The sequence below is a fragment of the Mucilaginibacter sp. P1_D10 genome (assembly GCF_056406215.1).
In genome coordinates this window covers 275,556-294,990 of record NZ_JBFUAP010000003.1, presented here as the reverse complement: position 1 = coordinate 294,990, position 19,435 = coordinate 275,556, and the positions used below count along the sequence as shown (strand labels likewise).

12 protein-coding genes are annotated in these 19,435 nt (G+C 49.5%); 2 read left to right on the top strand and 10 right to left on the bottom strand.

Annotated elements, in window-relative coordinates:
- Positions 1 to 110 precede the first annotated feature (110 nt).
- From AC1DYT_RS05730 to AC1DYT_RS05710, 5 genes are all read right to left on the bottom strand, one after another.
- Positions 111 to 1,859: an OmpA family protein gene (locus tag AC1DYT_RS05730; protein ID WP_477468684.1), complete on the bottom strand. Its 1,749-nt coding sequence runs from the start codon at positions 1,857 to 1,859 to the stop codon at positions 111 to 113.
- Positions 1,860 to 1,867: 8 nt separating this feature from the next.
- Positions 1,868 to 2,845 (bottom strand): PorP/SprF family type IX secretion system membrane protein, encoded by a 978-nt coding sequence (locus AC1DYT_RS05725; RefSeq protein WP_477468683.1) that lies wholly within the window; start codon positions 2,843 to 2,845, stop codon positions 1,868 to 1,870.
- Entirely contained in the window at positions 2,846 to 4,660 is a 1,815-nt protein-coding gene (locus AC1DYT_RS05720) for a gliding motility-associated C-terminal domain-containing protein (RefSeq protein WP_477468682.1), read from the bottom strand.
- Between the two features lie 131 nt (positions 4,661 to 4,791).
- Positions 4,792 to 5,826, bottom strand: coding sequence for an NAD(P)/FAD-dependent oxidoreductase (locus tag AC1DYT_RS05715; protein WP_477468681.1), 1,035 nt, complete (start codon positions 5,824 to 5,826; stop codon positions 4,792 to 4,794).
- 5 nt (positions 5,827 to 5,831) lie between these two features.
- Entirely contained in the window at positions 5,832 to 8,450 is a 2,619-nt protein-coding gene (locus tag AC1DYT_RS05710; RefSeq protein WP_477468680.1) for a hypothetical protein, read from the bottom strand.
- Positions 8,451 to 8,722: 272 nt separating this feature from the next.
- Here AC1DYT_RS05710 and AC1DYT_RS05705 point away from each other — a divergent pair, with 272 nt between their 5' ends.
- Together AC1DYT_RS05705 and AC1DYT_RS05700 are read left to right on the top strand one after the other, a co-directional pair.
- Positions 8,723 to 10,048 (top strand): cytochrome ubiquinol oxidase subunit I, encoded by a 1,326-nt coding sequence (locus tag AC1DYT_RS05705; RefSeq protein WP_477468679.1) that lies wholly within the window; start codon positions 8,723 to 8,725, stop codon positions 10,046 to 10,048.
- 15 nt (positions 10,049 to 10,063) lie between these two features.
- Positions 10,064 to 11,086, top strand: coding sequence for a cytochrome d ubiquinol oxidase subunit II (locus AC1DYT_RS05700; protein ID WP_477468865.1), 1,023 nt, complete (start codon positions 10,064 to 10,066; stop codon positions 11,084 to 11,086).
- A gap of 203 nt (positions 11,087 to 11,289) precedes the next feature.
- Here the strand turns inward: AC1DYT_RS05700 and AC1DYT_RS05695 are convergent, their stop codons facing one another.
- The 5 genes from AC1DYT_RS05695 to AC1DYT_RS05675 all read right to left on the bottom strand — a co-directional run bounded on the left by AC1DYT_RS05695 (position 11,290) and on the right by AC1DYT_RS05675 (position 19,211).
- Entirely contained in the window at positions 11,290 to 14,673 is a 3,384-nt protein-coding gene (locus tag AC1DYT_RS05695) for a DEAD/DEAH box helicase (protein ID WP_477468678.1), read from the bottom strand.
- A 59-nt stretch (positions 14,674 to 14,732) separates the two neighbouring features.
- The gene (locus AC1DYT_RS05690; RefSeq protein ID WP_477468677.1) at positions 14,733 to 15,110 is read right to left on the bottom strand and encodes a DUF2750 domain-containing protein; all 378 of its coding nucleotides are present in this window, start codon (positions 15,108 to 15,110) and stop codon (positions 14,733 to 14,735) included.
- Positions 15,111 to 15,177: 67 nt separating this feature from the next.
- Complete coding sequence (locus tag AC1DYT_RS05685; RefSeq protein ID WP_477468676.1) at positions 15,178 to 16,176, bottom strand: hypothetical protein; 999 nt, start codon at positions 16,174 to 16,176, stop codon at positions 15,178 to 15,180.
- 254 nt (positions 16,177 to 16,430) lie between these two features.
- Positions 16,431 to 17,603: a pyridoxal phosphate-dependent aminotransferase gene (locus AC1DYT_RS05680; protein ID WP_477468675.1), complete on the bottom strand. Its 1,173-nt coding sequence runs from the start codon at positions 17,601 to 17,603 to the stop codon at positions 16,431 to 16,433.
- A gap of 21 nt (positions 17,604 to 17,624) precedes the next feature.
- The gene (locus AC1DYT_RS05675; RefSeq protein WP_477468674.1) at positions 17,625 to 19,211 is read right to left on the bottom strand and encodes a flavin monoamine oxidase family protein; all 1,587 of its coding nucleotides are present in this window, start codon (positions 19,209 to 19,211) and stop codon (positions 17,625 to 17,627) included.
- Positions 19,212 to 19,435: the final 224 nt, after the last annotated feature.

The window sequence follows — 19,435 nt, the reverse complement described above, 5'->3', positions numbered from 1 at the left end:
TCACCGCCGGCTGCTATCGAACATGGCTAATTTGTGGCGGAGCGGACACCGGCACGGGGGTCTATGGTCAATATGAATATTTTCCCACGACTGTGCCCTCATCGCCGATTTCACTTCAACACCCCATCATACACCACTTCAGTACGGCGGTTTAGCTGATGCTGGGCTTCGGTGCAAGAGCTGTGGTCGGGGCAATCGGCTACCAGGTTTTCCTTGCCGAACCACCCTGCCGAAAGCCTGCCAGGTGCTATCCCCTGCTTAACCAGATAAGCAATAGCCGAATTGGAACGCCGTTTGGAAAGGCCAATATTGTAGCTGCCCGATGCCCGCACATCGGTATAAGAAGCAAGTTTTACCTTTACCAATGGATTCGCCTTCAACACTTCGGCCAGTTTATCCAGCTCCGCAGCGGCATCGGGCCGGATGTTGGATTTATCGAGGTCGTAATAAATAATCGCATGGATATCCTGCGGATCGAAAGCCGGTTTTGGTGTGGATACGATAACAGCAGGAGGTATAGGCACTACCGGCGTTGCAGGGGGCTGGTATTTAAAACTATAAATATCATCGTTACCTGCCCCGCCTGCGCGGTTACTGGAAAAGTATCCGCTAAGGCCATCAGCTGTCAGGAAATAAAAATCATCGGCCGTACTGTTCACCGGATAGCGGTGGTTAACGGGTGTGCTCCATTCAGCCATTTTGCCTTTTGCCTCAAAAATATCAAAGCCTCCCATGCCCGGTAATCCGTCCGAAGCAAATTCCAGGTCTCCATCCTTACGAATTACAGGGAAAGCCTCATCACCCTTAGTGTTGATGTCTTTGCCGCAGTTAACAGGTTTGGCCCAACTCCCGTCGCCTTGTTTTTGGCAGTACCAAATATCAGTACCCCCTTCGCCACCCGGCATATCCGAGGTGAAATAAAGTATCGAGCCATCCGGAGATAAAGCCGCATGGCCAACAGAATAAGCTTTGATATTGTTGTAAGCAAAGTCCTTGAAATTGCCCCAAACGCCATCTTTTTTTGTCGCCAATACGAGCATCAGCCTGCGGGTGTACAGGCGCTGATGGCTGCCTTTATCGCGTTTATCTACAGGCAGGTTGCCGCGCGGAACGGTTGTGGTAATGGTTATCCAGGCAGTGTCAGCCGCATCGTTGAATAAAGCGGGGCCAGCGTGGTAGTCTCCATTGAAAATCTTGCTGCCCTCGCTGCTCATTGGCAGCAGCAAAACGCTATCCTTATTGGCCCTGTACAGTTTAAAATAAGCATTACCGGTGCGGCTATCGGTTTGCTTGTCGCCCTCGCTCCCGGTAACGCGGTCGGATGTAAAAACAATGCCGTATTCGCCATACGCGCCATAAAAATTAGTGCCCCAATCAGCGTAAATGCTATTCAATTTTTTTTCTTCAATTATCCTATAACGCCTATTTGGCGCAGCCATCCACTTCGCAGCCGAATCGCAGGTGGCCAGCTTAAATTGCAGTTCATCGGGTTTACCCACGCTTTTATAATAGGCTGTATATTGCGCTTTGGCCTCCTTTAGCTTGTTGTTCTGTAACAGCGCCCCGGCGTAGTAATACCAATCTATTACTTGTGCGTTATTGTAGTTAATAGCATTGGCATACCAGTTTTCGGCGTTTTTGCTATCGTTTACCAGTCGGTAGCAATCGGCTACGCGTTCTACTACGCGCACGTCGGGGTTGTTTTTATCGGTAAGTGGCAGATAGAGGTTAAGAGCTTTGTAATATTCGTAACGCTCGAAAAGCTTATCGGCCAATTGTTTCTTGCTGAGCTGCTCCTGCGCGGTTGCAACCCGCGTAAGGCATTGTGTCAATACCAGGAATATCAGTATCTTCTTCATATTGGTCATCAAAAAAAGCGTGGACTAATTACTCTTGGCTGCTTCCGCCTGAAACTTATACTTAGCGAAACCTCGTGCGTGCCGCTTTCGTAGGTTGCCAGCGCGCTGGTGCTGAAATCATACGAATAACCAAAACGCAGGAAATCGTTGATATTGAATTGCGCAATGGCGGTTATGGTGTTGTTTTTATCTACCCCTTTATACTGTTTGTACCTGTTGTTGATGTTTACTCCCGTGTTGTACGATGCCCCCAACCACAGCTTTTTATCGAACAGCAGGTACGTTGTCAAATCTAAACCCGCAGGGCTTTTCAGATCTCCTTTCAGCATGGCTGATGGCTTGATATCGATAGTGTTGCTCAGCGGGATAACCGTACCTGCGGTGAGGTAGAAATGCGGAACCGGGTCTATTACTAAAGTATTCGCGCCCGATATCGGCTTCGAAAATAAATTCAATGCCGATGCTCCAACGTAAAAAGTGGTTGTTGTATAATACACGCCCAGCCTGAAATCGGCCATCAGCGTATTCTCGTTGCCGATGATGCCGCCGTCTGTAGGGTCTATCGGACTAAACTTTGAACCATCTATGCGGTACTGCACCAGCCCCCCGCCAAACCCAAAGCTCAGGCGTTTGGTGTCCTCATCGTCCAGCCTTAGGCGGTAGGCGTAATTGGCGTAAAAAGAGGTGTTATTTTCAGGGCCCAACCTATCGTTGGTGGCCAAAAAGCCGAGGGCGGCGTTCTTGCTATCGGGGTTCAGCACGCCATCTACAGATATGGTGTTGGTACGCGGCGCGCCATCAATACCGGCCCATTGCAAGCGGCTGGCCAGGTTCAGCGTCCAATCTTCTTTATAGCCTGCATAAGCGGGGTTAACCACCAGGCCGTTGAACATGTATTGGCTAAACTGTACGGTTTGCTGTGCATGGGCCTGCTGCAAAGCAAACGCCAGCGCAAATAGCAGTATATATTTGTTAAACCTGTTCATTTACCTTCTGTTGATGTATAGCCAACCCTTATACACGGTGCGTTTCGGTTCACCGGTGTTCAGTTCAAGCAGGTAATAGTAAGTGCCGTCGGCGAGGCCGTTAGCATCCCAGGTGTTGGCGTAATTCTCCGATTTATAAACCTGGTTTCCCCAGCGATTGAAAATCATCAGGCGGCTGCCGGGGAATCCCCCTATACCTTTCACTTCGAAAACATCGTTCTTACCATCATTATTCGGCGTGATGATATTGGGCACGAAGATGATACCATCAGGTTTGGGTGCCTTTACTACAACATCCAGGCTGGCCGCCAGGGCCGAAGTAATCACATAGGCCCAGGTATCTATGCTTTTGTTGTTACCGAAGTCGTCGTCGTCGTTAGTGCTCAGGGCCGTCTTTCCCCATTTGTGGCCGTTGGTCAGGCTGCTTAGGCCCGTGGTATTGGTTACAGGGTTGGACGGCACGCCATTTGGGGTAATCGGACTATCGTCCCAATAAATGGTATTATCGGGCGAGTTGGCGCCATTGCCGCGCGTAAGCTTTATGCCGTTGAGGTTACGTTCCACATCAAAAAACGGGAAGTGGACCTCGGCAGCGAACAGCGATACGTTGATATTAACGACGTAACTGGCCGCATTTGCCGGCACTACGCTCCCGGTGCCGTCCAGCCCGTTCCAAACTACTTCATTGCTCCCCGCGTTGATCGTTCCGCCAATTATTCGGTCTATGCCATCGGTAAAAACACCGTTGCGGTTAATATCTATGCTGATGGTGTAGCTGCCATTGGCCGTAGCCGTGAATTTGATTTTTCCACCGGGATTGGCCGTGCTGGTTTGGCCGCTGATGCCATCGGCCCCTATAAAGCTGATATTGCTTAAAGTAGGCAAAACGGGCACGTTCACCAGCCAGGTATTGCCACCGGGGGTATTGGCCGACGCGGGGAGGTCGGCAGCCGGGGTGTTGAAGAATATTTTGTGGGTGATATCAGAAGGCGTATCGCCGTTTGCCGGGTTGTACACATCGGGGCTGCTGGTGTTGTTTACGCTTTTGTATGATGGGGTACCATCGGCATTGCGGAAACCTTTGTTATTGGCGAAAAACGTAAAACCGTTGCCTGCCTGCCCGTTATTATCCAGTGCGTAGTGGTAGCCATCTTTGGTGAGGATGTGCAATATGGCGTTAAAACCTACATCGAATGTACCTAAAATGCCCGATAGCACATTGGTGAATACCCTGCCGGTTAAAAAGGCGGTATTGCCCGCATTACGCACCGAAACATCGAACGCGGCGATATAGCGGTTAGCGGGTTGCACCCATTGCGCATCAACAGCAAGTTGTGGCGGGTTGCCGCCCGTATCGCCGCCATTATTGGGCGAGATAAAGTCTATCTCCCAAATGCCGCCCTGCCCTGCCAGTACGGTGCGGGTAAAGGCCAGGTAACCGCCGGCGTTGGGCTGCGGCCCGGCAACTTCTTGTGCGCGGGTACCAATAAAACCTATGGTTTTTGAGTTGCCGCTGGTGTAAGTGGCGCCATCAGGCGAGCGCAGGTTTATGGTGCCGAAACTTTGCCCCTGCGCGCTGGAACCTACATAAATGGTTTCCCCCTCCTTTACATAAACCTTCATGGTGCCAAGCGTGGGGAAAGGGTACGAAGGGTTTTCTACCGTAGAGGATAACAGATAAGCACGGTTACCACCATTGGCGGCAAGCTCCTTGCTACCCTCGGCACGCAAATTAGCCGTACAAAACAATGCCAGGCAAAGAATGCAGCAGGACAGCCAATTACGAAGGCATGAGTTTGAAAAATGTATCTCCATAAATTACCGAACGGTAAACATTGGCTAAGTTAAAGGGCTGTGGCTAAAGTAAGAATTCTTGCGGGCAAAATAGTGATTAATGCCGTGCCAATTACAGCATACTGCGAAATAAAAAGGAGGCGACGGTATTGTTAGGGATTCACGTCGATGCCCATTTCGAGGTATCGTTTATTTAACGCATCTTTTTTGTGGTTGTAGTGCGTCATAAACCAGTTATCATATTGGGCTAAGTGCCAGTTGGAGAGCATGCTATTTTTAACGCAGCTGATAACCGTTTCGCCGGCCATAATGCCCGACATGAGACCACTTAGTATCCCCTGCCCCGCTGCAGGGTCTAAGATGCCGGCAGCATCTCCTGCCAGCAGTAAACCGGGGCATGCCAGCGGCCGAAAAACGCACCATTGCATATTGGCTGCTCTTACCGACGTGCTTTTGGGCGATGCGGCTAACTCTTTAGTAAAGAAACCAGCGTTTTTATTGTCGGTGAGTTTGGTCCAGGTGTGATAGCCATGTTGGCTGTAGGCCGTCCAGGCCCAACCATGTTCGTTGGGTTCGAAATGAGCCAATTGTTTGTTGCGATAGTCATGCTCGTCATCCATACTAACCCCCGTCCAGGAGAGCAGCGGGCGGCTATGCATTACTTCGTCGAATTTCAAAAACCGCCCCGCAAAACGGTTGCGGCCGCTTGCATCGATGAGGTATTTGCAATTAAGTGCCGTACCATCAGATAAGGTTATCCCGGTAACCGCATCGTCGCTGCAAATCACTTCATTTGCGCGGCTGGAAAAACGCAGGTCGATGCCAAATTCTTTCGCCTTCAAAAGCGCGAAGCTTGAAAACAGCGAAGGCGCAATATGATGCCCTTCCCAAATTTCACCCTCTACGGTGCTCAAATGAGAAATATGTTCGCCCGTTTGGATGCCTGTGTAAGTCCCTTTTGATGAATAAGCGATTGCGCCATCTATCTGCAATTTTTGCAGCAAACTCAGCGCGCCCGGGTGCAGGCTTTGCAAAGGTTCGGCAGGTCGGCCTGCCGCCTCATCTAAGGAGAGCTCCCCGGGTTTGTCGGCCAGCAATATAACCTTTAACCCGCCTTGCACACAGGTAATAGCCGCGGCTATGCCGGCAGGGCCGCCCCCTATCACTATTACATCTGCATGGTTCATATCGTTCAGGTATTCCAAACCAGTTTTTTCACAGTAGTTACCGTATCGCCTTTTATCATCGTCCACGCTATGCCGCGTTCGGTAACCTGGCAAACGTATAATTTTAAGCAGGCCTGTATGCGTCGTTTCTCGGCTAAATTATCGGCCATTACAGGTTTGGCTTTATCGGTGTTGGCGAAGATATACAGATAGCCGTCGCCGCTTATCCCTCTTTGCGCATTAATAGCCCAGGTGTTGGTATGCCCTACAAAATCGGCAGGGATGCCGATGCCAGCTGCGCCCTTAGCCCAGTCGTCAACCTTTTCGGCGCTTACGAGCCATAAGCCGGTCATACCTACCATCTTTTGTTTAATATCGTGTATAATTTCCTGGTCGAAGTTGGTTTGCGGCAGTTTTTGGATGCACAATTTCAAACACGCCATCCGCGAGCGCAGTTCGGCACTGGTCAACTCACGCAGTACCGACATATCCATTTTTCCATTCATAGCATTTTGGATATAATCTGCGCAGGCCAAATCGGTAAAATTCACGAACATGTTTCCGTTTACCCTTTCTAAAAATGGCCCCTGCTCGCCATCCCAACCGCTGGTTTCAAAAAAATGAAGCTCTTTAACCGCGGGCGAATCCTTGTGCAGGCCAATTTCCTTATCCATCAGCGGCACGGCGGTAGGGTTGCGGTAATCGGTATCCATCGATCCCTGGTAAGTACGGGCCGCATCGGGCGAAGCGGCTGGCCACATGCCATTCATGGCGGCGCAAAGCTTCATATCCTCGGCAAATGGTGAACCGAGGCCACGTGTACTTAAGTAGCTATCTGCCTTGTGATATTTGCCGTCGGGCTGTTTGGTATCATTAGCATAGGTAATATCCCAGCCCGGCGCAAACACGCCCGAGCATACATCCGGCAGGAAGCTGCTGGCGCGATAATCGCGTTTGCTGGTTTGGGTATAAATGCCTGCAGCGGTGTTTTTCGTCAGCGTGCTATCAGAAAATACCGCTGTAAAAGTATCGCCATGAGCATCAAAGGCCGGTTTTTTTGTAACCGGATCCTGCATGGTTTGGTTTGGCCGGGTGCGTTCGGCACAGAAACTATACAGGCCGCCTTCGAAAAAGTTGGTGGCATTATCCTCGTCAAAATCAAAGCCGGCCAAATCATAATTATCTACCAGCGGGAAGAAATCCGGCGCGGTGATGATCGAAAAAGCAGGTAGGCAATTGTGCAGTACATGTTGGGGCAGCAGCTTACTTTCCCAGCTCTTCGTGTCTACCGTTACGCAGCCATCGCAAATACTGTCTTCAAACAAAGCTGCAAGGTAATTGCCGCGCGGGTTACGTTCCAAATGGATAAAGCCGGGCATCGCGCCGTCTTTCTTAAACTTGGCGTTTACAAACATGGGCGTATTGCGCGGCACATCGTATGGGTTTACTTCGCGATACACTTGCCCATCCAGCTTATCGTAAAACAGCACTTCCTCGTTACCAACATAGGCGGTGTTCATGGCGGCGAAGTACGCGCCATCCTGCTTTTTAACCGTGTAATAAATTTGCTTACCATTCTGCTTTGCCCAGCGCACCAGGCCACCGGGGACAGATTTGATCAGAACAGAAGAGCCTGTGCCGATGCTCATTGCCAATGTTGTTGAATTGCCGGAGTCGACCCTGAACGGCGGCTTGTTGATATCGAACATGTGCTTGCCGCTTGCATCTATCGGGTTGTTAAAATGATCCGGAAAGGTTTTTACCAGGCTATTCAGCTTCTCGTTTACATGATACGCGCTAAAGTTGAGGCTTTGGGTGTCAAGCAGTGCGTCACCCTTGAATATTTTACGGACGGGTTGCAGGAAAGTGCGTTTTACGTCCTCGCCATCCCGGGCCTTGCCCATCAGGGTTATACCGGCCTCGCCCACTACCTTTTTAGCCAGGAACAAACCGAAACGGGCAGGTGTTACTGCAATACTTTTCACCTTGGCTGCGTTGGCTGGCTTGTTGGTATAGCAGCGGTTATGCGCATCGTAATGCATATCGCAATCGCCTATGCGGGAAATGCCCGTGCGCGAGAAAACCATATCGGCGTGCAAGTGGTGCGGTGTTTTATAAGCCGGGCGGTATTCATAAGCGAAAACGGCCAGCACCATGTCCTTCATTTCGTCGGCAGTGAAATTCCGCAGGCCGTAAATAATATCTTCCAGCGAGTCTATAATTTCCACAGACGGATACTGGCTTCTGGCGATAGCAGGCCGTACGCGTGCGCTGGCCAGAGCGTGATAAAGCAAGCTGCCGGCCGGGTAACCGGGCTCTATCAGCTTCTCGCCTGCAAAATCTTCGAAGCCCTTTACTTTGGCAAAGGTTTGATTTTTGGTGTAGTTGGCGATATCGGTATCCGCCGGATTTATTTTAAGGGACAGCGTTTTATTGAGGTAATCTACCCAGCCGTTATCCTGCATCCATTTCAGCAAAGTTTTGAATTTTGCCGAGGCATTCGCCGTTAACTGTACCGTGCTGCCTTTATCAAAATCAATGTCGTTTAACGTACTGGCGGGCGATGCCAATATGCTGAACGACGAAAGCTCGCTCAGTAAAAATGTGGTAAGCGCAGTTTTGGTGATAAAATCCCGGCGTTTCATAATTGGTAAGGTTTAGCTATTATGGTGATTGATAGGTGCGATAAATGTAGTTAAAAGAATATTAATCGATGAGCAAGTAAGGTAAAATAACGAAAAACCAAAAGGGTATAAACCGCTGTTTTACAAGGTGTTTTTTAGCTGCGATGCACCATATGTCTTATTAAGTTAAAAGCAATACAAATGCAATTAAAATATTAATACATAATCAATATAAATTATAATAATTACTTGATAGGTAAGTGGTTAAAACAGCATTTGCGTAAATTTACGGCATGGATAATTTTATGGCCGCGCGCTCGCAGATGGCATTGTCCCTCGGCTTCCACATCATATTTTCGTGCATAGGCATGGTGATGCCCTTTTTCATGGCGGTATCGCATTTTATGTACCTCAAAACCAATAACCTTATTTACCAGAACGTAACTAAGGCCTGGAGCAAAGGCGTGGCTATCTTCTTTGCAACCGGAGCAGTATCGGGCACGGTATTGTCCTTCGAGCTTGGGCTACTGTGGCCCACCTTCATGAAACACGCCGGGCCGATATTCGGCATGCCGTTCTCGCTGGAGGGTACTGCTTTTTTTATCGAAGCTATAGCGTTGGGTTTCTTCCTGTACGGCTGGGGCAGGTTCAATAAATGGTTCCATTGGTTTACAGGGGTGATAGTCGGCATCAGCGGATTAGCATCGGGCATCTTAGTAGTTGCCGCCAACGCCTGGATGAACAGCCCTACAGGCTTTACCCTGGTTAATGGCAAATACACCGATATCGACCCCGTAAAGGCCATGTTTAACCCCGCCTGGTTTTCGCAGGCCCTACATATGACGGTAGCGGCCTTTGCGGCTACCGGTTTTGCTGTAGCGGGCGTGCACGCGTTGATGATATTGCGTAAACGTAATGTTGATTTCCATATGCGCTCTTTCCGCATTGCAGCTATATTTGGCGTGGTGGCAGCTATTTTGCAGCCCTTAAGCGGTGATATCTCCGCCAAGATGGTAGCCAAAAGGCAGCCCGCCAAGCTTGCCGCCATGGAAGCGCATTTCAAGACCGAACCCTACTCGCCCCTTATCATCGGCGGCATACCCGATGTAAAGAACAAAAAGGTGGATTACGCTATCGAACTACCCGGCATGCTCAGCTTTATGGTTTACGATGATTTTAAAACGCCGGTAAAAGGTCTCGACCAGATACCCCTTGCCGACCAGCCCCCTATCGCCGTAACGCATTATGCCTTCCAACTGATGGTAGGCCTGGGTATGGTCATGATGGCCCTTGGGGTGGTTTACCTCATCGCCTTAGCAAAAAAGAAAAGTTGGTTTAGCAAAGATTGGTTCCTGAAGTTGTTCATCGCCGCAACGCCGCTGGGCTTTATTGCCGTAGAGGCCGGGTGGACGGTGACCGAAGTCGGTCGCCAGCCCTGGATTATACAGGGCGTTATGCGCACTGCAGATGCCGTTACGCCTATGCCGGGGATAGGCTATTCGTTCTACTTGTTTACAGCGGTATATTTTACACTGAGCATTGCGGTTACCTTTTTGCTTTACCGGCAAATAAAGATGGTGCCTGTACTTTACGACCATGAAACCACTGTTACAAATTAAACCGATAAGCTTATGATGATTTACGTGGTAATGGGTTTCTTATGGCTGGCGCTGCTGCTGTACCTGGTAATGGGCGGGGCAGATTTTGGTGCGGGCGTTGTGGAGCTGTTTACATCTAACGCTAATAAACACCGCACGCGCCGTATTATGTACAACGCTATTGGCCCCATTTGGGAGGCCAACCATATGTGGCTGATTATCGCCATCGTGATACTGTTCGTGGGTTTCCCGGTGATTTATACCACCATGAGCACCTACCTGCATATCCCGCTGGTGATTATGCTGATGGGCATCATTGCCCGCGGTACGGCGCTTACCTTCCGTAACTACGACGCTGTTACCGATAATATGCAGGTGGTTTACAACAAAATATTCGTGTATTCCAGCTTCATTACGCCGCTGTTCCTGGGTATTATAGCGGGCAGTGCAGTAAGCGGGCGCATAGATATCGGGGCCACCGATTTTATGACCGCCTATGTGTACAGCTGGCTCAACTGGTTCTCGGTAGCTATCGGTTTCTTTACGGTTGCGCTTTGCGGATTTTTGGCCGCTATTTACTTAATTGGAGAAGCGCAGGAACCAGAGGAAACCAAACGCTTTATCCGCAAGGCGCGGTTCATGAATATTGCAGCTGTAGTAGCCGGCGGACTGGTTTTTATTGCCTCCGTAGAGGAGAAAATACCGCTGGTACAATGGGTGTTCGGTAATATCATCGGTATTTTGGCGGTAAGTGCTGCCAGTATTTCGCTGGGGGTGATGTGGTACCTCATCATCAAAGGCAAAAGGTTCATCATCCGGGTGCTGGCGGGCTTCCAGATGACCATGATTTTGCTCACCACCACCTACAAGCATTACCCCAACATCGTTATCCTGAAAAACGGGGGTTACCTTTCCCTCCTGGCCAACCGCGGCGCGGATAAAGCCATAGAGGGACTGGGCATAGCTTTACTGATGGGAAGTCTGTTTATCCTTCCGGCACTTGGCTATCTTATCTATAGCTTCCAGCGGAAAGATAAGGGAGATGTGGCGGGGCATTGAGATGGCTATCGTCATCTTTCCCGTTGTCATTTCGAACGAGCGATAGCGAGGAGAAATCTTGATAGACCTGCATAGTATTGAACTTTGCAATCGTAAGCATAGTAGTGAGCTTTGCATATCTAACAAGATTTTTTCACTTCGTTCAAGAGATAGTTCTCCCTCGTTCCTCGGTTCGAAATGACAATTTTTTATTTGATGGCCTATCAAAACACCGATAACAGCCCCAGCAAATCGCTTTTTGTAAGCGAACTAAATATCGTATCCGATGATACCAGCTTCCCTGCAAGCTCTTTCTTGGTCTCCTGTAACACGATGATCTTTTCTTCGATGGTGTCGGGGCATATCAGCCTAACAGCTACCACGTTTTTGTGCTGGCCTATGCGGTAGGCACGGTCTATGGCCTGGTTTTCGATGGCTGGGTTCCACCAGGGGTCAACCAGGTAAACGTAATCGGCGGCGGTGAGGTTGAGGCCCGTGCCGCCTGCTTTCAGGCTCACCAAAAACACGCGGGTGGTGGCATTATCCTGAAAATCGTTCACCACCTGTTCGCGGTTGCGGGTGGCACCAGTGAGATAGGCAAAACCAATCTTGCGTTTTATCAGCTCTGCTTTAATCAGATCCAGCATGCCCACAAACTGCGAAAACACCAGTATCTTATGATTAGGCGATTTACTTTCTATCTCGGCTATCAGTGTATCTATTTTGGATGAGGCATTGCCGGGCACCCGCTCGCCTTGCAGCAATTGCGGCGAATCGCATATCTGCCGCAGCTTGGTTAGGCCTTTCAGCACATGCATGGCGCGTTTGGGCAACTCGTCCTGCGTTGTGGCTGATATGTATTCCCTAAACTCGCGCTCGTAGGCCAGGTAAATGCTGCGCTGCTGCTCGTCCATAGGGCAATGCAGCACCATTTCGGTTTTTTCAGGCAATTCAGCGGCAACCTCCTGCTTGGTACGGCGCAGCACGAAGGGGCGTATCTTCTGCTGCAATTCGCGCGCGCGTTTGCTGACCTTGAACTGGTCGATAGGTACTGCGTATATCTCCTTAAAATACTGGTGCGTGCCCAGCAAACCCGGACAGGTAAACGAAAGCTGACCGTACAAATCGAAGGTATTGTTCTCTATGGGCGTGCCGGTAATGGCTATGCGGTTTCGTGCGTTGAGCAATTTGGCGGCCTTGTAGCGTTGAGAGCCGGGGTTCTTGATATTTTGCGATTCATCCAGAAAGATGTAATTGAATGTATAATCTTTCAGGTAATTCACATCTGCCAGCAGCGTACCGTAGGAGGTAATTACCAACTCATAGCTATCAAAATCGGCGATGCTCTTTACCCTATCGGCACCATAGATGGTATGTATTTTAAGCGAGGGCGCAAACTTGGCCACCTCGGCCTGCCAGTTGAATATCAATGAAGTGGGCACCACCAGCAGATTGGTATTCTGCGCCACCTTTTCGCGCTGCGACAGGATGAACGCCAGTATCTGGATAGTTTTTCCCAAACCCATATCATCGGCCAAACAGCCACCAAAGCTGAAAGCGTCCAGGAAGTTAAGCCAGTTCAAACCCTGCTTTTGGTATGGGCGCAGGGTGGTAAGCAAAGTATCGGGCACCGGCACCTCCGCTACCGATTCGAAATTGGCAAAGCGTCGGTGCAGGTCCTTTATCTCCAGCTTCACCTGCTCATCCAGCATCTGTTTTTCAAACAGTTCCTCGATGGTCTCGTAATTGGTTTTGGCGATGCGTAGCTCGTCTTCCCATATCTGCCCCGCCCTGAAGTACTTGTCGAACTTTTCGAGCCACTCCTGCGGCAATATCCCCAGGGTGCCGTCATCCAGCTGCACGAATTTGGTTTTATTGCGGATAGCCTTGTGCAGGTGCTTCAATGATGCCCTGCGTTTGCCAAATTTGGCCGTGATATGCGCATTGAACCAATTGATGCCGCTGAGTATCTTGATGGTGATATTTACCTTGTTGGGGTTCAGCTTATTGCCGCTTAGTTCGTTGAAGCCAAGGATGGTGACGCCCGCCTTGTTCCAGGCTTCGAAGGCTTCTAAAAACCAGTCCTCATCCAAAAAGCGTTTTTTCTGGAGGTAGAAGTACTGTATCTCATCGCCTACCTGCTCCTCGAAATAAGGATGTTGCTGGATGATGAGACTGTTGAAATGCTTTTCGGCCACATCGTTCCGTTGCACCAAAAACTCGCGGCCTTTATCGTCGGGCGCGTATATCTGGGTATCCTTGCGGATGGGTATCTCGGCATCGCCGTAGCGCATCACGGGGAGTAACATCACATGCTGCCCGAAATCTGACAGGTAGATAATCATCTCGTTCTTATCGAAATGATGCTTCTTCAGCTGCGCAGGCGTTGCCTTCAGGATGTATGGATAATGCACCGCCATACTCTCTTCCAGCTTATTCAATATCCGTGTGCGGAACTCATTGAACTGCGAGCGGTGTATCAGCAAATTCTCGCCCGAGGATTTGAAAAGGCCAATCGCGCCCATCATCTGCAAATCCTTCACCAGGTAAAGCGCCTTATCTATACTGATGAAATAGCCGAAAGCCGTTTCCAATTTATTTACCGCGTAACGCTCCTCGCCCAGGTGCAATTCGCCGGATAGTTCGTAAAAGTCGCCTTTCTCATCCACCGTAAGCTGCAAGCCTTTGCTTATGCTGCGCAATGCAACAGGCTGCAATGCCGCAGCCGAAACTTTTTCTGATACCTCGCCTTTGTGGAGGTAACATTCCAGGTTAAGTGGATTTTTGACGATGGAACGCAAACCCTCCAAATTAGCCTGATTGACCTTTGCATCGATATTTTGCTGAAAACGCGATACGGCAGTAAAGAATTTCAGTTCGAGTGCATCGTTGGTATCCGTTATCAATTGCAGCGGAGCAACCTGAACGAGCGGGTTTTTTATACGGCCATCTTTGACGGTGGCGGCATCGTAAAGTTCCACCAGCAGGTGTTTGTAGAATTTATGCTGTTTGAGTACCAGGATGCGTTTGGTATCCTCGCCGGTTGCTGTTTTTGGCGCAGCATCGGGTGCGGACTGAAACATCAACTGCCGCTCCAAATCCAGCAGGCTGGCATTGCTCACCGGGAACAATGCCTTATTTTTTGGTTTGATGACGAGGCGGCCATCCTTCAATTCTGGCGCGAAGTGTTCGTCGGGGTCGGCTACACCGGCAAGGCCATAATCCGCAGCGAATTTCCGCAGCTTATCGTGGCGAAGCTTGTCATCGAAAAATATCAGGTAGTTTTGGTTGCCGATGATTTGCAGCAACGCCGAGGATTGGTGGCTGCAAAGCTTGTTTTTGGGCTGGCTGCAGTTGCAATGCAGTATAATGCAATCCGGGTGGTTGTTGATGGTTAAATCTACCATATTGGTTCCATCCCTCCCGGTAAAACCAGCCTGATTAACCCGGAATTTACCGGGCGTAAGCGGCTCATTACCCAAGTCTTCGTAACTTGTAACCGATGAATGGCGGGCAATTAGCACGGCGTTTAACTCCGCTATGTTCTGTTCTTTCAGGATATACATCCCGTCGCTTACGCCGCCGTTCTCATTAAAAGCACCTTTCATACAACGGCGACAAATTACAATAAATTTGGGGTTCTGATGTCAACGCCCTTTGCTTGCCGTTATTCTTCGTCCATCAAATCAATTAACAAGTCGTCGCCACCCACGGCCAGTGCCTGTTTTTTCGAATCGTAAAATACGCCAAATAAAATGTCATCATCCGCCATGTCGGGTATGCAAAATTCCTTAAACTCATCGTATGCTATCGACTGTATCGAATAACCTTCTACTTTCAATTCCTCGAAAATGCATATTTCAGCAACCTCTTTATGTGGCCAAACAGGGAATATCTCGTCGCCCTCTTCGTCAACAAACGTAACCCATGATTCGGAGGTGCCGACGGCCCAAACCTGCTCCGATTTTACGATTTCCCGGATGGAATACCAATACCGTTCCTCGGGATCAAGGTTGATAACGTTTTTTATTTTATCGGGATGCATATAAAAAGATTTCCATACGGAGACGCAAAATATTGCGTCTCAACAGTTGATTAAAATAAAATATGTTTTATTTCTGCATCACCATTACCCCGTTCATCATGATGGTGCTACCGTGTTCGGCTACGATGTTGTAAACGTTTTGTACGCCACCGGCATGCTCGTTCTTTTGCAGCACGGTGTAGGCTTCGTATTTACCGGTAACATCGTTAAGGCAAAGCACCTGCTGGCCAATGGCAATGTCGCCAATCTTCAATTTGCCTTGTTTGGTTAGCATGGGGTGGTTTGGCGTGGCCTTTAATACTTTGGCGCGCAGGCTTACCTGGGTGCCGCTTGCCGTAATATTTTCCTGCGCCGATACCAGCACCAATTGGGTGAGTGCATAATTCTTAGCCGAATGCACCGTTAGCTCCTTTACTTTGGTGGCAGTTGCTTTTTTGGTAAGCGGGTCGATGGTGATTACTTCATCGCCGCTTTTTACGTCTTTAAGTAATTTCGTTGCGCCGTTGGCCATGGTAACCAGTTCGTCGCCGGGGAAACAGATGTCGTTACCATAAGTGGCCGATTCTTCTTTCATATCCTTGCCCGCATTCAGCACCTTATATTGCTGGAAGCTGAATTCCTTCGACAGTACATAGCTCAACTTCAGGATGAAGTTTTTCTCCACCTTGTTTATATCGTCTATATCCTGAAAGTAGGCCGCCCACACCGCTGCATCTGCAGTAAAATCGGGCACCAGGGCCTGGTAGCGTTTGCCGGTTTCGCTGGTGTAGAACACCATGGTGCCAATCTCCTGCATACCCTCTTTGGCGATGAACTTATACAGGTCGATACGCTTTTTGAGGTTATCGCTGCCGGTGATGAAGTAGGGCTTACGGCTTTCGTACCTATCGAGCACGTAAGCGTTGTCGAACTTTACGTAGGTATCATTGTCCAGGTTGGCAATGGTGTAGGTTTTTGCCTTGGTGTACTCGGCCAGCGTTAGCGGGCGCGGGTTCGCAGGCTTGTCTTGTGCGAAGGCCGTTGTGGTTATAAAAAGTATTAGTAGTGTAGATAGTAGGTTACGCATTATAGTTCAATTTGAGTGCTTTCCATAACGTTTTGGTTATTTTTTACCACAGAGGGCGCAGAGAAGGCACAGAGGGACACAGAGTTTTTTTATGATTTCTTTTAATTCCCTCCCTCGGGAGGGGTGTGATGGCATGAGCGCAAAGGCAGGGAGGGGTTAGCCGCTTTGCAAAAAGCATGCATAGATCGTTAAACCCCTACCTCCTCCTTCCCCAGGGAAGGAATCGCACATGGCCACCTCTTTTTTCTTTACCCTTACGATATCTCCTTAAACGCCGCAGCAAAGGCTTCCATCTCGTCCATACGGCCAATGCTGATGCGGCACCAATCCTGGCCGTTTAGTTTCCAATCGCGCAGGGCAACGCCGCGTTTCATCATTTCGTCGGCGAATTTCTTGGCATCCATTTTCAACGGGAACATCACAAAATTTGCCGATGATGGAATGTAGGTGTAACCCTCCTTTTTCAAAGTTTCGTATAAAAACTCTTTGGAGGCTATGGTTTTCTTCAGCGCATCCTGCAGGTAATCGGTTTCGTTATACGTTGCAAGGGCGGCCGCAAGCGTGGCAGAGGATAAGCCTGCCCAGCCCGGTGTATAATTACCAAGCGTTTTTATGGTATCGGGCTGGCCGATGATGTAGCCAAAACGCAGCCCGGCAAAACCATAGAGTTTAGAAAAAGTACGTGCAATAATTATATTTTGCCCGGCCTTAACGCAATCCATCATGGTGATGGCCTTCGGATCCGGCAGGTAATCAATATAGGCCTCATCTACAAAAACAAGTGTCTTTTTCGATACGCGCTCGCAAAAGCCCTTCAGTTTTTCGGTATCTACAACAGTAGCGGTAGGGTTGTTGGGGTTACAAATGTAAACCAGCCCGGTGTTATCGCTTACCTTGGCTTCCATAGCATCCAGGTCCAGCTTGTAGTCGGCCGTTAATGGCACCTTTACCCATTTGCCATCAAAATGCTCAGCCTGTGTTGGCAAATCGTCGTACGATGGGTCGCCGGTAATGATTTCCTTTCCGCCTTTGCTGTAATACATGGCAGCAGCAAGCAGTAGTGGCGACGAACCCGAAGATAACAGCACATTGTTCGCTTTTACGCCTTCGTAACTTGCCACTTTTAGTCGCATGTTGAATATCTGCGCAAAGGTATACTGGTAGCTGGTATCCAGCGAATCGGTGATGGCCTTTTTAGCGGCCGCAGAGGGGCCAAAAGGGTTCTCGTTAGCCATCAGCCTTGCCTTCATGGGGGCAGGCACCTGCATCAGGGCAGCCTCTTCGGCAAGCATGGTGTTGCCGGTGCGCATTTTGCGTACCAGCGGCATGGCGGCCAGCTTGTTAACGGTGCTGCTTAAAAAAGCCACGCCTCCGGCCATCAAGGCGCTGCTTTTTATCCAATTACGGCGGTTTAGTGAGTTTGACATATCGTTTAATTTTAGTTTTGTCTATTGTTTCGTAGCCGGATAGCTTACCCTTTGCTCCGTTACGCGGGCATGCACCTGGGCTACTACGCTCCTTGCCGATTCGAAGGCCCCCGCCATCCAGGCGTTGAGGTATGTTAAGTGCTCGCCCGCAAAGTACACCTGCTTATCCGGTTTCAGCAAGGCCGGGTACTGCGTTTTGCGTGTCTCGTTATTATAAACCGCCCAGCCGCCCAGGTTGTATTTAGTTTTATGCCAACTTACCGAGAACGACCGCTCGAATTCCGTATCGTACTGCGGATGTATCAGCCTGCCTTTTTGCAGGGCCAGCCTCTCGCGGTCGGCATAGCTTAAGTCGCCTGTACGTACCGCTTTTTCGTTGAAATTGTAATACCCAATCAAGATACCCTTTTTACCCAAATAATCATAACTTGGATAAAATATTTGCGTTAAATCATTATTAGTGTGCGTGATACCTCCGTAAACATGATCATCTTCTTCCCAAAACCTGCGTTTGAACTGCAGGCCTATCTTGCCGGTTTGGATGTAGCCGATATAATCTATCGCCCGGCTTACATCGCCCGAGAAATTATTGTTGATATTGCTCAATACGGGCAGCGGCAGGGTGCAAATGCAAAGGTCGCCCTGCAAAACGTGCTCGCCCGTGGCATCTTTATAAGTTACTTTTACGCCTTCGGGCATGTTGGTGATATTGGTAACCTCGGCACCTAATTTAAGCGATGGAGCTACCTGCTTTTGCAGGGCTTGGGCTATCCTGTCCATGCCGCCCACCGCCTGGAACATGGTCATCTGCAACTCATAGGTGTACTCTGCCACGTTATAAAAATCAGGGTCCAATAACCCCGACTGGATGATATCCGCCAGCTTATTGGCTTCGGCTATTTTGCCCGACTTGTTCCCAGCCCCGGGAGATTCGGCGTAGCCCCTGCGGGCGGATGCCTTATACAATTTATCAATATCCAAACCGCCTTCAGCAGCCAGGTATTCCAGTACTTTTTGGGTGTCTTCTTTAGAGAGGGCGGTGTCTAAAGCCCCATGATCTACGCTTTTGCTCAGCAGTTCGGCCATATAGCCGCGTACATCGTTGTGCACCTCGCGGGCGCGTATTTTTTTGTTGGAGAGCGGGCCTTTGCCTTCGGCGAAGTAGTAGGCACCTTCGTTTACGTTGTTGTAAACCTGTATGGGTACGCCCAGTTCTTTGCAGTAATGCAGGGTAAGCTCGTGGTGGTGGGGTATGCGCGAGGGGCCTGCGTTAAAGTACAGCCCGTCGTCGAATTTGGCGGTTGTGGCAGGCATGCCCGTTTCCTGGTTGGTGCTGCCGTTGCGGATGCTCCAACATCGCCCTCCTGCCCTTTCACGAGCCTCTAAAATGGTGGTTTTATAGCCGAGTTTATTCAACTCGTAGGCCGATGCCATGCCGGCCAGGCCTCCCCCTAAAATAATGATGTGTTTGCCGTTGCCTGTACCGGTTAGGTTAAAGGCATGTGCGGGTGCAGCTTTGAGCATGCCCAGCGCCAGCATAGCGGGATAAGTTCCCCCGGCCAGCATGGCCCCCTTGCTTAAGAAATTTCTGCGGGTTAAATTTTCCAATGTACAGATCAGTGACAGGTGTTGCAAAAGCTCGAAAAAGCGAAACGGCATTTACACTGGAAATTTAGTATTTTTTGAATAAAAAGGCAATTAAATTATCAACATCAGCAAAAATGAGGCAATTTTTGTGAGAAAAGCAGGGCTTGGTGGTTTCCCTCCTCGTCATGCTAATCTTTTCAGCCCCCATCATAAAAGTAGCCACCTTACATGCCGTAGACCTGCCG